Annotated in this window: 18 protein-coding genes; all 18 read left to right on the forward strand. The window is 70.3% G+C overall.

The annotated features are described in order from the left end of the window. Positions 1-166 precede the first annotated feature (166 nt). The 18 genes from FOF48_RS32955 to FOF48_RS33040 all read left to right on the forward strand — a co-directional run bounded on the left by FOF48_RS32955 (position 167) and on the right by FOF48_RS33040 (position 15,210). Entirely contained in the window at positions 167-766 is a 600-nt protein-coding gene (locus tag FOF48_RS32955) for a DUF177 domain-containing protein (protein ID WP_143908367.1), read from the forward strand. Between the two features lie 58 nt (positions 767-824). After that, a complete protein-coding gene (rpmF, locus tag FOF48_RS32960; protein ID WP_014395447.1) occupies positions 825-1,013 on the forward strand; it encodes a 50S ribosomal protein L32 in 189 nt (62 codons plus the stop codon). A 19-nt stretch (positions 1,014-1,032) separates the two neighbouring features. Next, complete coding sequence (gene plsX, locus FOF48_RS32965) at positions 1,033-2,094, forward strand: phosphate acyltransferase PlsX (RefSeq protein WP_143908369.1); 1,062 nt, start codon at positions 1,033-1,035, stop codon at positions 2,092-2,094. A 50-nt stretch (positions 2,095-2,144) separates the two neighbouring features. After that, a complete protein-coding gene (locus FOF48_RS32970; RefSeq protein ID WP_143908371.1) occupies positions 2,145-3,146 on the forward strand; it encodes a beta-ketoacyl-ACP synthase III in 1,002 nt (333 codons plus the stop codon). 28 nt (positions 3,147-3,174) lie between these two features. Beyond that, positions 3,175-4,113, forward strand: a complete 939-nt coding sequence (gene fabD, locus FOF48_RS32975; RefSeq protein WP_143908373.1) for an ACP S-malonyltransferase — start codon at positions 3,175-3,177, stop codon at positions 4,111-4,113. Next, positions 4,110-4,859, forward strand: a complete 750-nt coding sequence (gene fabG / locus FOF48_RS32980) for a 3-oxoacyl-[acyl-carrier-protein] reductase (RefSeq protein WP_143908375.1) — start codon at positions 4,110-4,112, stop codon at positions 4,857-4,859. Before fabD ends, fabG begins: the two co-directional genes overlap by 4 nt. A gap of 105 nt (positions 4,860-4,964) precedes the next feature. Then, positions 4,965-5,210, forward strand: coding sequence for an acyl carrier protein (gene acpP / locus FOF48_RS32985; protein ID WP_143908377.1), 246 nt, complete (start codon positions 4,965-4,967; stop codon positions 5,208-5,210). Positions 5,211-5,295: 85 nt separating this feature from the next. Beyond that, positions 5,296-6,552 (forward strand): beta-ketoacyl-ACP synthase II, encoded by a 1,257-nt coding sequence (gene fabF / locus FOF48_RS32990; protein WP_143908379.1) that lies wholly within the window; start codon positions 5,296-5,298, stop codon positions 6,550-6,552. Between the two features lie 104 nt (positions 6,553-6,656). Next, positions 6,657-7,103 (forward strand): ribose 5-phosphate isomerase B, encoded by a 447-nt coding sequence (rpiB, locus tag FOF48_RS32995; RefSeq protein WP_143908381.1) that lies wholly within the window; start codon positions 6,657-6,659, stop codon positions 7,101-7,103. Positions 7,104-7,157: 54 nt separating this feature from the next. Beyond that, a complete protein-coding gene (glyA, locus tag FOF48_RS33000) occupies positions 7,158-8,414 on the forward strand; it encodes a serine hydroxymethyltransferase (RefSeq protein WP_143908383.1) in 1,257 nt (418 codons plus the stop codon). A gap of 7 nt (positions 8,415-8,421) precedes the next feature. After that, positions 8,422-8,925, forward strand: a complete 504-nt coding sequence (gene nrdR / locus FOF48_RS33005; protein WP_143908385.1) for a transcriptional regulator NrdR — start codon at positions 8,422-8,424, stop codon at positions 8,923-8,925. A 10-nt stretch (positions 8,926-8,935) separates the two neighbouring features. Further along, entirely contained in the window at positions 8,936-10,099 is a 1,164-nt protein-coding gene (gene ribD / locus FOF48_RS33010; protein WP_143908387.1) for a bifunctional diaminohydroxyphosphoribosylaminopyrimidine deaminase/5-amino-6-(5-phosphoribosylamino)uracil reductase RibD, read from the forward strand. Positions 10,100-10,140: 41 nt separating this feature from the next. Then, on the forward strand, positions 10,141-10,803 hold the full coding sequence (locus FOF48_RS33015) for a riboflavin synthase (protein WP_143908389.1): 663 nt from the start codon (positions 10,141-10,143) through the stop codon (positions 10,801-10,803). Positions 10,804-10,830: 27 nt separating this feature from the next. Continuing rightward, positions 10,831-11,331 (forward strand): 6,7-dimethyl-8-ribityllumazine synthase, encoded by a 501-nt coding sequence (gene ribE, locus FOF48_RS33020; RefSeq protein ID WP_143908391.1) that lies wholly within the window; start codon positions 10,831-10,833, stop codon positions 11,329-11,331. Positions 11,332-11,336: 5 nt separating this feature from the next. Further along, a complete protein-coding gene (nusB, locus tag FOF48_RS33025; RefSeq protein WP_143908393.1) occupies positions 11,337-11,759 on the forward strand; it encodes a transcription antitermination factor NusB in 423 nt (140 codons plus the stop codon). Further along, positions 11,756-12,247: a M17 family peptidase N-terminal domain-containing protein gene (locus FOF48_RS33030; protein WP_143908395.1), complete on the forward strand. Its 492-nt coding sequence runs from the start codon at positions 11,756-11,758 to the stop codon at positions 12,245-12,247. Before nusB ends, FOF48_RS33030 begins: the two co-directional genes overlap by 4 nt. A gap of 54 nt (positions 12,248-12,301) precedes the next feature. Then, positions 12,302-12,676 carry a response regulator gene (locus tag FOF48_RS33035; protein WP_143908397.1) on the forward strand — a complete coding sequence of 125 codons (375 nt, stop codon included), beginning with the start codon at positions 12,302-12,304 and terminating at the stop codon, positions 12,674-12,676. Next, positions 12,673-15,210 carry a chemotaxis protein CheA gene (locus FOF48_RS33040; protein ID WP_143908399.1) on the forward strand — a complete coding sequence of 846 codons (2,538 nt, stop codon included), beginning with the start codon at positions 12,673-12,675 and terminating at the stop codon, positions 15,208-15,210. Before FOF48_RS33035 ends, FOF48_RS33040 begins: the two co-directional genes overlap by 4 nt. The last annotated feature ends 23 nt before the right edge of the window (positions 15,211-15,233 follow it).

Here is a 15,233-nt window from a genome sequence, read left to right on the forward strand (position 1 = left end):
TCGGTTGGAAAGCTACCAGAAGCGCTGTTGAAGGGATCCACGCACCGGGGGCTCCGGCCGTGAAGGAGTGGAGGCCGGGCCTGGGGCGGGGTTGTCGAACGCGGCGTGTTGACTGACGGGGGGACTCCCTCTATGTTGCGCGCCCTTTTGCCGGGAAGCCTTGTAGATGGTCGTAAAGATTGAACAAATCAAAGAAGCGGGGCTGAAGCTCGACGAGCCCATCGCTCTCGGACTCCTCAAGGAGGCCCTGGAAGGCTCGGCGTCCGGCGAGGGCACTGGCTTCCAGCCCACCCAGCCGTCGACGCTGCACGCCACCCTGCGCAAGCTCAGCGGCGGCGTGCTGCTGGAGGGTCGTTTCACGGCCCACGTGGCGGCGCCGTGCAAGCGCTGCCTCGCCGACGTGACGCTGGACCTCCCGGTGTCCTTCATCATCAACCTGGTGCCGGAGTCCCTGGCCCGGGGCGACGACTTCAAGGACGACGACGAGAAGTCCATGGAGAAGAAGGAGCGCACCCAGGGTGAATCCGGGGGCACCTTCGAAATGGACGACGCGGACGAGCAGGTTTTCGATGGGAAGACGATCGATCTGGATCCGATCGTCCGGGAACAGGTATTGCTCGCGCTCCCGATGAGCGCGGTCTGTCGGGAAGACTGCCAGGGGCTCTGCTCGCAGTGCGGCCAGAACCTCAACGACAAGAAGTGCGGTTGCGAGCCGAAGGTCGTGGACCCTCGACTGTCGCCGCTGAAGAACATCAAGCTGAACTGACGGTCCCTATGCCCCTCGCAAGGCGCGAGGGGGGACGGGTCCGATGCCGAGGTGAGCCGTGGGAGTTCCCAAGAAGCGGACGTCGAAGATGCGCCGGGACCGTCGTCGGGCCGGCAACAACAACCTGCGGACCCCCGTCCAGGTCATCAAGTGCTCCAAGTGCAAGGAGCCCGTGATGCCGCACCGCGCCTGCGCGGCCTGTGGCAACTACGGGGGCCGTGAGGTCATCGCGACCGCCGCGGAGTAGTTGAAAGCGGAGGCTGCCGGTGCGGCTCGTCCTCGACGCGATGGGTGGCGACCACGCCCCTGACGCGGTCGTGGAAGGGGGCGTGCTGTTCGCGCGAGCGTATCCCGGGCACGAACTCGTGCTGGTCGGGGACGCCACGCGTGTACGCCCCGTGCTGGAGCGCGCCGGTGCACCCGACAACGTCCAGCTCCACCACGCGTCCGAAGTGGTGGAGATGGACGACCCCGCGACCGCCGCGTTCCGGCGCAAGCGGGACTCCTCGCTCCGGGTGGGCTTCGCGCTCGTCCGGCAAGGGGAGGCGTCCGCCCTGGTCTCGGCGGGCAACTCTGGCGCGGTGATGGCCGGTGGCATGTTGACGCTCGGCCGGATCCCCGGCGTGGAGCGCCCCGCCATCGCGGCCCTGTTCCCGGCGCTGAAGGGCGGAGGCCGCTGCCTGCTGCTGGATGCGGGCGCCAACGTGGACTGCCGCGCCTCGCACCTGGCCCAGTTCGCCGTCCTGGGAGAGGCGTACCTGCGCACGCGCCTGGGCGTGAAGCGCCCCCGGGTGGCGGTGCTCTCCAACGGCGAGGAGGAGTCCAAGGGCACGCAGCTCACCCGGGACGCCAGCGCGCTCTTGCGCCGCTCGGACCTGGACTTCGTGGGCTACGTGGAGGGCAAGGACCTGTTCTCCGGAGACGTGGAGGTCGTCGTCACCGACGGCTTCACCGGCAACATCGTCCTCAAGACCTCCGAGGGCGTGGGCATGGGCATCACCGGCCTGCTTCGCCAGGCGATTGAGAAGCGCGGCGGCCTGCCGGAGAAGCTGGGCGCGCTGCTCCTCAAGCCCACCTTGCTGGGGCTGCGCCGCGTCATGGACTACGCCGAATATGGAGGTGCGCCGCTCCTGGGCCTCCAGGGAGTGGGCATCGTCGCGCACGGCCGCTCCTCTCCCCGCGCCATCCACAACGCGCTCGTCACCGCGCTGCAGCATGTTCGCGCGGGCGTGCAGGAAGAGCTGACGCGCTGCATCGCCAATGCCGCCGCCTGGCTTCCTCCCCACCAACGGGGAAGGAAGGCGGACGGGGAAGATGGCGGCGATTAGAGCGCGTCGCCCGGGCGTTGGACTCCGATGACTCCCGGAGGCACGCACCCGTGGCACGCACGCACATCATCGGAACCGGTTCCTACGCGCCCACGCGGGTCCTGACCAACCAGGATCTGGAGCGCCTGGTCGACACGAGCGATGCGTGGATCCGCGAGCGCACCGGCATCCAGGAGCGCCGCCTGGCCGCCCCCGACGAGGCGACGAGCGACCTGGCCGTGGAGGCCTCCCGCCACGCGCTGGAGATGGCGGGCGTGGCGCCCGAGGACCTGGAGCTCATCGTCGTGGGCACCGTCACCGCGGACATGCCCATGCCGTCGTGCGCGGCGCTGGTGCAGGCGAAGCTGGGCGCCCGGCGCGCCTTCGCGTTCGACGTGTCCGCCGCCTGCGCCGGAGGGCTGTACGCGCTGAGCGTGGCGGATCAATTCGTCCGCACCGGCCAGGTGAAGCGCGCGCTCGTCGTGGGCGCGGACGTGCTCACCCGCGCGGTGAACTGGACGGACCGCGACACCTGCGTCCTCTTCGGGGACGGGGCGGGCGCGCTGGTGCTGGGCGCGGGCCCGGAAGGGGAGTCCGACGCCATGGCGCCCCGCGGCATCCTCTCCACCCACCTGCGGACCGACGGTGCGCTGGCGAACCTGCTCTGCATCCCCGCGGGCGGCTCCCGTACCCCCGTCACCGCGGACAACGTGGATGCAAATCTTCACAAGCTCAAGATGAACGGGAGGGAGGTCTTCCGCTTCGCGGTGCGCGCGCTGGTGGAATCCACTCAGGCGTCATTGGAGGCCCACGGGATGGCTCCGACGCAGGTGGACCACGTCATCGCGCATCAGGCCAACCTGCGAATCCTGGAAGCCGTGCTGGAGCGGCTGGAGATTCCTCGGGAAAAATGCTGGCTCAACCTGCACAAGTACGGCAACACGTCGTCCGCCTCGCTGCCCATGTCACTGGACGAGGCGCAGCGCGCCGGCCGCCTCAAGCGCGGGGACGTCATCGCGATGATGGCCATTGGCGCGGGCATGGCGTGGGGCAGCGCGGTGGTGCGCTGGTAGGCAGGACGACACAAGGAAGGACCGCAACATGGCGAAGGTCGCGTTCGTGTTTCCCGGGCAAGGCAGTCAGGCCGTGGGGATGGGCAAGGACCTCTACGAGCAGTTCCCCGAAGCGCGGGCCGTCTTCGACGCCGTGGACGACGCGCTCAACGAGAAGCTCTCCACCACCTGCTTCAGCGGCCCGGAGGACGCGCTGAAGCTCACCGCCACCACCCAGCCGGCCATCCTCACGGTGTCGGCCGCGGTTCACGCGGTGTTCCAGAAGCGCGGCCCCGCCCCGGCGTTCGTCGCGGGCCACTCGCTGGGGGAATACTCCGCGCTGGTGGCCGCGGGCGCGATGGCGCTCCAGGACGCGGCGCGGGCGGTGCGCGCGCGCGGCACGTTCATGCAGGAGGCGGTGCCCGTGGGCGTGGGCGCCATGTCGGTCGTCCTGGGCCTGGGCCCGGACGCGGTGAAGGCGGCCTGCGACGCCGCGGCGGAAGGGGAGGTCGTCTCTCCCGCCAACTACAACTCGCCCGAGCAGACGGTCATCGCCGGCCACGCGGGCGCGGTGGAGCGCGCGGGCGCGAAGTGCAAGGAGGCCGGGGCCAAGCGGGTGATGCCGCTGCCCGTCTCCGCGCCCTTCCACTGCGCGCTGATGGACCCCGTGAAGCCGAAGCTCGCGGAGGTGCTGGCGGGCGTGCGCATCCTGGCCCCGTCCGTGCCGGTGGTGAGCAACGTGGAGGCCACGCCCAACTCGGACGCGTCCCGCGTGGTGCCGCTGCTCCTGGAGCAGGTGAGCGCGCCGGTGCGCTGGATTGAGTGCGTGGAGGCGCTGAAGGCGAACGGCGTCACGCACGTGGTGGAGCTGGGGCCGGGCAAGGTGCTGGGCGGCCTCATCAAGCGAATCACCAAGGACATCGAATCGTTCAACGTCGAGAACGCCGCGACCCTGGAGAAGGTGCTCGCCGCGTTGGGGGCAGCATGAGCGGCTTCAAGGACAAGGTGGTGCTGGTGACGGGCGGCTCGCGCGGCATTGGCCGGGCGTGCGCGCAGGCGTTCGCGAACGCGGGCGCCTCCACCGTGGTCATCAGCTACGTGGGCAACGAGGCCGCCGCGCAGGAGACGGTGGGCCTGCTCCAGCAGGCGGGCGCGAAGGCGGAGGCCGTCCGCTTCGACCTGGCGGACACCGCCGCTTGCGCCAGCGCCCTGGAGGGCATCGTCAAGACGCACGGCCGGCTGGACGTGCTCGTCAACAACGCGGGCATGGCGGTGGATGGCCTGGTCATGCGCGTCAAGGACGAGGACTGGGACCGGCAGCTGGACACCAACCTGCGCGGCGCCTTCGCGCTCATCCGCGCCGCCAGCCGGCCCATGATGAAGCAGAAGGCCGGGGCCATCATCAACATCACCTCCGTGGTGGGCGAGATGGGCAACCCCGGGCAGGCCGCCTACTCGGCCGCCAAGGCGGGGCTTATCGGCCTGACGAAGACGGTGGCCCGGGAGCTGGCCAGCCGGAACATCCGCGTCAACGCCGTCTCCCCGGGCTTCATCGGCACGGACATGACCTCCCACCTCGACGACGAGCTGCGGCAGAAGATGGTGGGCGGCATCGCGCTGGGCCGCCTGGGCAACCCGGAGGAGGTCGCCGGGGCCGTGCTGTTCCTCGCGAGTGATGCGGCGTCCTACATCACCGGCGAGGTCCTGAGGGTCAACGGCGGCATGTACATGTAAGCCAAGGTTGGATTGGCGCCGGGCGTGGGATATACCGCGCCCGCCTTGAAGACGGCCCGCGAGTCAACTGACGGGCCCCATCTGTAGCTGGAGGGTTCTGCACGTATGTCCAACGCAATCGACGTGGAAGCCAAGATCAAGTCCATCATCGCCGACCAGCTCGGCGTGAGTGAGGATGAGATCAAGCCCGAGTCGTCCTTCATCGAGGACCTGGGCGCGGACAGCCTCGACATCGTCGAGCTGGTCATGGCGATGGAAGAGGAGTTCGAGGTCGAGATCCCCGACGACGAGGCGGAGAACATCAAGACCGTCGGCGACGCCGTGAACTACGTGAAAACCCACAAGAAGTAGCAGCCGCGACACCCGGAGTGTCGGGGCCATTGGGAGCGTTCATCACCGGCGCTCCGCGCCCCATCGCGGTCAGCGGAGAAGAACAGTGTCAAACCGTCGAGTCGTCATCACCGGCACCGGCCTGATTTCAGCGCTGGGCACCGGAACCGAGAAGAACTGGCAGGCGATGCTGGCCGGTCAATCCGGTATCGGTACGATCACCCGTTTCGAACTGGGGAAGCTCGACGCGCGCATCGCGGGCGAGGTGAAGGACTTCCAGCCCGAGCAGTTCATCGACAGGCGCGAGGTGCGCCGGATGGACCTGTTCGCCCAGTACGCGATGGCCGCGGCCGACATGGCGGTGAAGGAGTCGGGCCTGCCCATCGGCCCGGACGCGCCCCATGGCTACCGGCCGGAGCGCGTGGGCGTCATCGTGGGCTCTGGCATCGGGGGCATCTCCTCCTTGGAGGAGCAGCACCGCAAGGGGCTGGAGAAGGGGTTCGACCGGCTGTCGCCCTTCTTCATCATCCAGATGATCGTCAACATGGCGCCTGGGCTCATCTCCATGCGCTACAACTGCAAGGGGCCCAACTGGGCTCCGGTGTCCGCGTGCGCCACCAGCGCGCACGCCATCGGCGAGGCCTGGAAGTCCATCCGCCTGGGTGAGACGGACGCGGCCATCGCGGGTGGCGCGGAGGCGGCCATCACGCAGCTGGGCATGGGGGGCTTCTCCGTGATGAAGGCCCTGTCCACGCGCAATGACGACCCCACGGGGGCCAGCCGTCCGTTCGACAAGGAACGCGATGGCTTCGTCATGGGCGAGGGCGCGGGCATCGTCGTGCTGGAGGAGCTGGAGGCCGCGAAGAAGCGCGGCGCCAACATCCTCGCGGAGGTCGTGGGCTACGGGGCCAACTCGGACGCGTACCACGTCACCCAGCCGGCGCCGGAGGGCGAGGGCGCGGCGCGCTGCATGCGGCTGGCGCTCGAGTCCGCGGGCATGCGGCCGGAGCAGGTGGGCTACATCAACGCCCACGGCACCTCCACGCCGTTCAACGACGCCAACGAGACCAAGGCCCTGAAGGCCGTGTTCGGCGACCACGCGCGCAAGCTGGCCGTGTCGTCCACCAAGTCGATGACGGGCCACATGCTCGGCGCGGCGGGTGGCGCGGAGGCGGTGGTGAGCGTGCGGGTGCTCACGCACAACGTGCTGCCGCCCACCATCAACCAGACGACGCCGGACCCGGACTGCGACCTGGACTACGTGCCCAACACGGCGCGCGAGGCCCGCGTCGACGCGGTGATGAGCAACTCGTTCGGCTTCGGTGGCACGAACGCGGTGCTGGTGTTCAAGCGCTTCGCCTGAGGGCTTCCCGCCCGCTGCTCCCCTCAGGGGGCCCAGCGGGCAGGGGGCCGTCCTTCCAGGCCCCGCGCCCATGGAGCGCGGGCGCCGTTGACTGGAGTCCGGCCGTGAAAGTCATCCTCGCCTCCGACCACGCGGGCATCGAGCTGCGCCTGGAGCTGGTGTCGCTCCTGAAGGAGCGTGGCACCCCCTTCGAGGACCTGGGGCCCCAGACGCGTGAGTCCGTGGACTACCCGGACTTCGCCTCCCAGGTGGCCCGGGCCGTGACCGCGGAGGCCGGCGCGCTGGGCGTGCTGGTGTGCGGCACCGGCATCGGGATGAGCATCGTGGCCAACAAGCACCGGGGCGTGCGAGCGGCCCTGTGCTCCACGGAGTTCGAGGCGCGGATGACCCGCGCGCACAACGACGCCAACGTGTTGTGTCTGGGCCAGCGCGTGGTGGGGGCCGGCGTGGCGCGCGGCATCCTGGAGGCCTTCCTCTCCACCGCCTTCGAGGGCGGCCGCCACGAGAAGCGCGTCCAGAAGATTCGCGACGTCGAGTCCCAGCAGCGCTGAGGGGCTGGACGCCCCTTCGCAGTTCCTTTCGTTCGCACGCCAGGAGGCAACCCCATGGAGAACACCCGCACGCTGTCCCAGGTGGATCCTGAAATCGCCCAGGTGCTCCGGCAGGAGACCGAGCGTCAGGAAGAGGGGCTGGAACTCATCGCCTCGGAGAACTTCGTCAGCCCGGCGGTGATGGAGGCGGTGGGCTCGGTGCTCACCAACAAGTACGCCGAAGGCTACCCCGGCAAGCGCTACTATGGCGGCTGCGAGGTGGTGGACGTGGCGGAGAACCTGGCCATCCAGCGCGCGAAGGAGCTGTTCGGCGCGGACGCGGTGAACGTCCAGGCCCACTCCGGCAGCCAGGCCAACATGGGCGCCTTCATGGCGCTGATGAAGCCGGGCGAGACCATGCTGTCCCTGGACCTGAACTCCGGCGGCCACCTCACCCACGGCGCGGCGTTCAACTTCTCCGGCAAGCTCTACAAGGTCGTCCACTACGGCCTGTCGCGCGACACGGAGACCATCGACTTCGCGCAGGTGGAGGCGCTGGCGCTGGAGCACAAGCCCAAGGTGCTGGTGGTGGGCGCGAGCGCGTACCCGCGCACGCTCGACTTCGCGAAGTTCCGGGAGATCGCCGACAAGGTGGGCGCCGCCATGCTGGTGGACATGGCCCACATCGCGGGGCTCGTCGCCGCGGGCGTGCACCCGTCGCCGGTGCCCTTCGCCGAGATCGTCACCACCACCACGCACAAGACGCTGCGCGGCCCGCGCGGCGGCATGGTGCTCAGCCGTGAGGCGTACGCGAAGACCATCAACAGCCAGATCTTCCCCGGCATCCAGGGCGGGCCGCTGATGCACGCCATCGCGGGCAAGGCGGTGGCCTTCAAGGAAGCGCTGTCGCCGGAGTTCAAGGCGTACCAGAAGCAGATCGTCGCCAACGCCCAGGCGCTGGCGGAGGCCCTGAAGAAGGCGGGCCTGCGGCTGTGCTCGGGCGGCACGGACAACCACCTGATGCTGGTGGACCTGCGCGCCAAGAAGCTCACCGGCAAGGTGGCGGAGGAGGTGCTCGGCAAGGCGGGCATCACCGTCAACAAGAACATGATCCCCTTCGACCCGGAGAAGCCGATGACGACCTCCGGCGTCCGGGTGGGCACCCCGGCCATCACCACGCGCGGCATGCGCGAGGCGGAGATGGCGGTGGTGGGCCGGCTCATCGGCGAGGCGCTGGACGCCGCCCAGGACGACGCGGCGCTCGCGCGCGTGAAGGGCCAGGTGAAGGAGTTGAGTCAGGGCTTCCCGCTGTACGCCTCGCGGTTGAAGTAGCCCGCCCGTGCGCTGCCCCTTCTGTCAGGACCCGGAGAACAAGGTCATCGACTCGCGCGAGTCGCACGAGGGCTCCGTCATCCGGCGCCGCCGTGAGTGCCTCTCCTGCAAGCGCCGCTTCACCACGTACGAGCGGGTGGAGGAACTCTACCCGCTCATCGTGAAGAAGGACGGGCGGCGCGAGGCGTTCGACCGCGAGAAGATGCTCAACGGCCTGAAGAAGGCGTGTGAGAAGCGCCCGGTGTCCGCCGCGCAGCTGGAGGCGACGGTGGAGGACATCGAGCGGATGCTCCAGGGGATGGGGGAGAAGGAAGTGCCTTCCTCCTCCATTGGAGAGCAGGTGATGCGGCGGCTGCAGCAACTGGACGAGGTGGCCTATGTGCGCTTCGCGTCCGTGTACCGCAGCTTCCGGGACATCTCCGAGTTCATGCACGAGCTGAAGGACCTGCTCGAGGACCAGGAGCGCGAACGCAAGGCGAAGCCGCCTGCGACCGCGCCCAAGGACGGTTAGGAAGGGCGGTATGCGCTTGCTCACGCGGTCACGGTTGCAGGCGGTGAAGGCACCTCGCTCCAAGCGCGCGGCGGACTTCGACCGCGCGGTGGCCGAGTTCTTCATGCGCATCGCGCTGGAGGAGGCCGCCAAGGGCCTGGGCCGCACCAGCCCCAACCCCGTCGTGGGCGCGGTGCTGGTGAAGGGCGGGCGCATCATCGCGCGCGGCCACCACAGGAAGGCCGGCACGGCGCACGCGGAGGTGGTGGCGCTGGAGGCGGCGGGCTCCAAGGCGCGCGGCGCGGACCTCTACACGACGCTGGAGCCGTGCGACCACTACGGGCGCACCCCGCCGTGCAGCCTGGCGGTGCTGGAGGCCGGCGTGCGGCGCGTGTTCAGCGCGTCGTCGGACCCCAACCCGCTGGTGAGCGGCAAGGGCCTCAACCGGCTCAAGCGCGGCGGCGTGGCGGTGGTGACGCATGTCCTCAAGGACGAGGCGGACGCGCTCAACCGGCCCTTCTTCAAGATGATGCGCACCGGCCTGCCGTGGGTGACGCTCAAGGCCGCGGTGACGCTGGACGGGAAGATCGCCGCGCCTGGCGGGGACTCGCGCTGGGTGACGGGCGAGGCCTCGCGCGCGTGGGTGCACCGGCTGCGCGACCAGGTGGACGCCATCCTCGTGGGGGCGAACACCGTGCGGATGGACGACCCCCAGCTCACCACCCGGCTGCCGGGCGGCGGGGGCAAGGACCCGGTGCGCGTGGTGGTGGACTCGCACCTCAAGCTGTCCCCCAACCACACCGTCTTCACCCAGCGCAGCACCGCGCGCACCGTGGTGGCGACGCTGGAGGATCCGGACGGCAGGAGGGCGCGGCGCTTCCTGGCGCAGGGCGTGGAGGTGTGGAACGTGCGCGCGAAGCAGGACCGCGTGGACCTGAAGGCCGTCCTGCGCCGCGTGGCGAAGGAGGGGCTCAACCACGTGCTCGTGGAGGGTGGCGCGGGCCTGTACGGCACGCTGCTGCGCGAGCACCTGGCGGACGCGCTCGCCCTGTTCCTCGCTCCCAAGCTGGTGGGCGCGGGGGGGCTGTCGTGGGCGGGGGAGCTGGGCGTGAAGACCATGGCCCAGGCCCTGACTGTGAAGGACCTGACCCTGGAGAAGGTGGGGGACGACGTCCTCCTGCGCGCCCTGCTCTGAAGGCCAGCGCTCCGCCGGGGCATCCGTTATAAGTCCCGGTCATGTTCACAGGCCTCATCCAGGACACCGGCACCGTCACCCGCGTCGTCGCCGGCGCGATGACCGACTTCTGGATTCGCACCTCGCTGGGCGCGGAGGCGTTCGCCCTGGGCGAATCCATCGCCGTGGATGGCGCGTGCCTCACGGTGGTGGAGAAGGGCGGGGACACCTTCCGCGTGCAGGCCGCGCCGGAGACGCTGCGGCGCACCACCCTGGGGGCCCGGCGGACGGGCGACCGGGTGAACCTGGAGCGCGCGCTCGCACTGGGAGACCGGCTGGGGGGGCACCTGGTGTCGGGCCACGTGGACGCCGTCAGCGAGGTGCTGGAGACCTTCGCGGAGGGCGGCTCGTGGGTGATGGTGTTCCGGCTGCCTCCGGAGCTCGCGCCCTGCTTCATCGAGAAGGGCTCGGTGACGGTGGACGGCATCAGCCTGACGGTGAACGCGGTGGAGGCGGACCGCTTCCGGGTGCAGCTGATTCCGGAGACGCAGCACCGCACCACGCTGCACGCCAAGAGCCCCGGGGCCCAGGTGAACCTGGAGGGCGACCTGATTGGCAAGTACGTGGCCCGCCTGTTCGACCTCCGGGGCGCTCCGGGGGCCGTCCCGGGGGTGGGCTTGACGGAGGCGGTGGTGCGGGCGGCGGGTTTCACCCCTCGCGGGTAGGGGCGCAGGTGGTGTAAGGAGCGCGCCATGCCTCGCTATTTCGAAGGGGATTTCCTCCCCCCCCAGGGCCGGTTCGCCATCTGTGTGTCCCGGTTCAACAGCTTCATCACGGAGGAGCTCTTGAAGGGCGCCGTGGACACGCTGGTCCGCCATGGCGTGAAGGACGACGCCATCGACGTGTACCGCTGCCCCGGCACCTATGAGCTGCCCGGCCTCACCCGCCGCGTGGCGGAGGGCGGCCAGTACGCGGGCCTGGTCATCCTGGGCGCGGTGATTCGCGGCGGCACCCCCCACTTCGACTACGTGGCCGGAGAGTGCGCCAAGGGCATCGGTTCGGTGGCGTTCAGCGCCGCGGCCGGGCCGAAGCCGGCGGCGGTGACGTTCGGCGTGCTCACGTGCGATACCGTGGAGCAGGCCATCGACCGCGCGGGCGTGAAGGCGGGCAACAAGGGCGCGGAGGCCGCGGTGGCCTGCATCGAGATGGTCAACCTCTTCGCGCGCATGACGGCCGCGGAGCGAAAGGGATAACCGCGATGGGCGCGCGCAGAACGGCACGAGAGCGAGCGCTGCAGGCGCTCTACCAGTTGGAGATGGCTCAGGGCGCCACGCGGGAGGCCCTGGATTCGGCGTGGGCCGCCTCCGCGGAGGAAGGCACCCCGGAGCCCGACGCGGTGAAGTTCGCCAAGGAGCTGGTGGAGGGCGTGCAGGCCCACCGCGAGGAGATCGACGCGCTCATCGAGCGCCACAGCCACAACTGGCGCCTGGACCGCATGTCCCGCATCGACCGGAACGTGCTGCGGCTGGGCATCTTCGAGCTGAAGTACCGCCCGGACATCCCTCGCAAGGTGACCATCAACGAGGCGGTGGAGCTGGGGAAGAACTTCGGCAACGAGGAGTCGAGCGCCTTCGTCAACGGCCTCCTGGACCGCGTCGCGGTGGCGCTCGGGAAGCCGTGAGCCAGACGCAGACCCTGGACGTGGGCCTGGAGGGCCTGGACGCGCTGGCGGGGGTGGACGCCCTGTGCCTCTTCGTGGCCGAGGACGACCGCCCGCTGCCTTCCTCCGCGGGGTACGTGGACTGGCGGCTGTGCGGCGCCCTGTCGCGCGTGCTCCAGGGGGGCTTCTTTACCGGCGTGAAGGATGACTGGCTCCTCCTGCCGTCGGACGGGAAGCTGACCGTGCCGCGCATCTTCGTGGTGGGGTTGGGTTCGCGGAAGCGCCTGGACGGGGCCTCCCTGGGCGAGGCGCTCTCGGGCGCGGCGAAGGTGCTGAGCCGCGCGAAGGTGGAGTCGGTGGCCCTGGAGGTGCCGGGCGGGGTGGGGCTCAGCGACGCGGCTCGGGCGGAGGCGTATCAGAAGCAGTTCCTGCCCGCGTTCAAGGGGGGACGGGTGTCCCTCCTCGCGGACAAGGCGCTTGTCGGGTCGCTGTCATCCCGGAAGGGATGACGCGCAGCGTACCGGCGGGGCTTCTGCTAGCATCCGGCCCCCGAGGCGCGCGCGATGAAGTTCAAGGTGTTGATTGTCGAGGACTCCAAGGTGTCGCGCGAGCACATCGCCGCGACCGTGGAAGCCGTGGACGGCGTCGAGGCCGTCACCACCGCCAGTGGTTTCGAGGCGCTGAAGCTGCTGCCGCGCCAGCGCTTCGACCTCATCATCACCGACATCAACATGCCCGACATCAACGGGCTGGAGCTCATCAACTTCGTCAAGAAGAACCCCAACTACCGGGACGTGCCGCTCATCATCATCACCACCGAGGGGCGTGAGCAGGACCGCTCGCGGGGGCTGGCGCTGGGGGCGGAGGGGTACCTGGTGAAGCCGTTCCTGCCGGAGGACCTGGAGGCGCTCCTCAAGCGCTTCCTGAAGCCGCTGTGACGCCCGGAGGCAAGGCGCTGGCGGAGTTCGTCGCCGAGGCCACGGAGATCCTCGATGCGCTGGGCAGGGATCTGCTCGCGCTGGACGAGGCGCGCGAGCAGGAGGCGGATCCGGAGCACATCAACGGCATCTTCCGCGCGGCGCACTCGCTGAAGGGGTTGTCGGGGCTCTTCGGTCAGGAGCGCATCACCCAGCTGGCGCACGCCGCGGAGGACTTGTTGGACCGGCTGCGGCTGGGGCGCCTCACGCTGGACAACCAGGTCCTGGACACGCTGGTGGACGCGCTGGACACGTTCCAGGCGCTGCTCGGGGAGGCGTCGCGGAGCGAGGAGGGCGCCGAGCTCACCCAGCGCACCCGTGACATGGAGGACCGGTTCGCGCGGCTGGGCTCGCCGCCACCCGCGGTGGAAGAGGATCCGCTGGAGCGGCTGGAGCTGGACGCGGCGGTGCGCGCCGTCTTCACCGAGTACGAAGAGCACCGGCTGCGCGAGAACGTGCGGCGCGGGGTGGCGCTGTGGCGCGTGCGCGCGGCGTTCGACCTCACGGACTTCGACCAGGGGCTCGCGGACCTGAACACGCGGCTCAAGCCCCTGGGAGAGGTGATCAGCACGCTCCCCTCGTCGCGGCCGGGCGGCGTGAACGGCATCGCGTTCGACCTCATCTTCGGCGCGAAGGTGGCTGCGCCGGCGCTGGAGGCGGGGCTCCAGGGCACCCCCGCGGAGCTGGCTCCGCTGGCCGTGCGTCCGCCGCAGCAGGGGCACACCGGGGCCGTATTCGACGTCCCCGCGCCCCCGCCTCCCGAAGCTGTCGAGGCGGAGGCCCGTCCCCCGAAGCGCGGTGGCAAGAAGAAGGGCGGCCGTGCGAAGGCGCCCGCTCCGGGTGCCACGCCTGAGGCGCCGTCAGCGCCCGTGGACTCCCGGACCGCGTGGGCGCCCGGGACCGCGAGCTCCCCATCGCCCGGCGCGGTGCGCGCTGGGGCGCCGATGGTGTCCGGGCCTTCGAATGAGGTCGCGTCCGGGGCTCCGTCCGCCAGACCCGTGAGCACAGGGCTGTCGCTGTCACGGCGGTCAGAGGGCCCAGGCGTGTCGCGGTCGCCGGGCCTCACGGACACCGGCTCCTCACGGCCGCCGCCACAGTTGGAGACCGGGGACCTGGAGGCCGAAGATGGCGCTGGAGCGCCCTCCGCCCTGGCGCCGGTCTCGGGGGGAAATCCTCCGCGCATGCGGGCGGTGGGACCGCCCCCCACGGTGGTCGGACTCCAGGCCGCCGCGTCCGCGCCCCTGCCGGCCACGGGCCGTCCCCGGACGGAAGAGACGTCCCTGCGCTCGCTCACGCAGACGGTGCGCGTGGACATCGGTCGGCTGGACGGGCTCATCAACATGGTGGGCGAGTTGCTGCTCATCAAGGCCAACCTCCAGCGGCTGGCGGAGACGTCCCGGCAGGATGGGACGGTCGCGCTCTCCAAGCTCTTCGGCCAGGAGCTCTCACGCGAGACGCGGCAGCTGGAGCGCAAGCTGGAGGCGCTCCAGGAAGGCCTGCTCGAAGCGCGCATGGTCCCGGTGGGCCAGGTGTTCGACAAGCTCGCGCGGCTGGTGCGCAAGATCGCCCGCGAGGCCGGCAAGGAGATCGACTTCGTCAGCGCTGGCGGCGAGGTGGAGCTGGACAAGCTCATCGTCGAGGAGCTCAGCGACCCCCTGATGCACCTCATCCGCAACGCCATCGACCATGGCGCGGAGGGGCCGGAGGCGCGGCTCGGCGCGGGCAAGCCCCGGCGCGCGGTGGTGCGCCTGCGCGCGGAGCAGAAGGGCAACCACGTCGTCATCAGCGTGAGCGACGACGGCTCCGGCATCGACGAGGTGCGGGTGCGCGAGGTGGCCCTGTCGCGCGGGCTCGTCACCCCGTCCCAGGTGAGCGAGATGACGCGGCGCGAGCTGCTCAACCTCATCTTCCTGCCGGGCTTCTCCACCCGCTCCAGCGTCAGCGCGCTCTCCGGACGGGGCGTCGGCCTGGACGTGGTGAAGAACAACCTGGGCAACCTCTCCGGCATCATCGACGTGTGGAGCGAGCGCGGCCGGGGCACGGCCTTCCACCTGACGCTGCCGGTGACGCTGGCCATCGTGCGCGCGCTGGTGGTGGGCGTCAGCGGCCGCACCTACGCGGTCCCGCTCAACAGCGTGCTGGAGATCCTCTCCGTGCAGCCGCGCGACATCCGCACCGTGGAGCGCCGCGAGGTGTTGGACCTGCGCGGCCAGACGCTGCCCTTCCTGCGGCTGGGGCGGCTCTTCCACCTGCCGGAGCGCGAGGTGAACCGCCACTTCGTCGTGGTGGTGGGCCTGGCGCAGCAGCGCCTGGGCATCGCGGTGGATGAGCTGTTCGGCCAGCAGGACATCGTCACCAAGCCCCTGGGCGGCCGGCTGAGCAACGTGAAGGGCGTCTCCGGCGCCACCGACCTGGGCAACCGGCGCACCGTCCTGGTGCTGGATGTCGCGGAACTCCTGGAAGAAGGCATCGCGCAGGAGCGGCGCCGCGCGTAAGGCACCCGTGCCGGGGGGCTGAT

The organism is Corallococcus sp. Z5C101001 (assembly GCF_007352635.1).
Lineage (GTDB): Bacteria > Myxococcota > Myxococcia > Myxococcales > Myxococcaceae > Corallococcus > Corallococcus silvisoli.

What these genes read in the sequence shown, in the direction of transcription:
- FOF48_RS32955 (WP_143908367.1), top strand. Translation starts at nt 167, where the DNA reads ATGGTCGTAAAGATTGAACAAATCAAAGAAGCGGGGCTGAAGCTCGAC.
- fabD (WP_143908373.1), top strand. Translation starts at nt 3,175, where the DNA reads ATGGCGAAGGTCGCGTTCGTGTTTCCCGGGCAAGGCAGTCAGGCCGTG.
- fabG (WP_143908375.1), top strand. Translation starts at nt 4,110, where the DNA reads ATGAGCGGCTTCAAGGACAAGGTGGTGCTGGTGACGGGCGGCTCGCGC.
- acpP (WP_143908377.1), top strand. Translation starts at nt 4,965, where the DNA reads ATGTCCAACGCAATCGACGTGGAAGCCAAGATCAAGTCCATCATCGCC.
- glyA (WP_143908383.1), top strand. Translation starts at nt 7,158, where the DNA reads ATGGAGAACACCCGCACGCTGTCCCAGGTGGATCCTGAAATCGCCCAG.
- ribD (WP_143908387.1), top strand. Translation starts at nt 8,936, where the DNA reads ATGCGCTTGCTCACGCGGTCACGGTTGCAGGCGGTGAAGGCACCTCGC.
- FOF48_RS33015 (WP_143908389.1), top strand. Translation starts at nt 10,141, where the DNA reads ATGTTCACAGGCCTCATCCAGGACACCGGCACCGTCACCCGCGTCGTC.
- ribE (WP_143908391.1), top strand. Translation starts at nt 10,831, where the DNA reads ATGCCTCGCTATTTCGAAGGGGATTTCCTCCCCCCCCAGGGCCGGTTC.
- nusB (WP_143908393.1), top strand. Translation starts at nt 11,337, where the DNA reads ATGGGCGCGCGCAGAACGGCACGAGAGCGAGCGCTGCAGGCGCTCTAC.
- FOF48_RS33035 (WP_143908397.1), top strand. Translation starts at nt 12,302, where the DNA reads ATGAAGTTCAAGGTGTTGATTGTCGAGGACTCCAAGGTGTCGCGCGAG.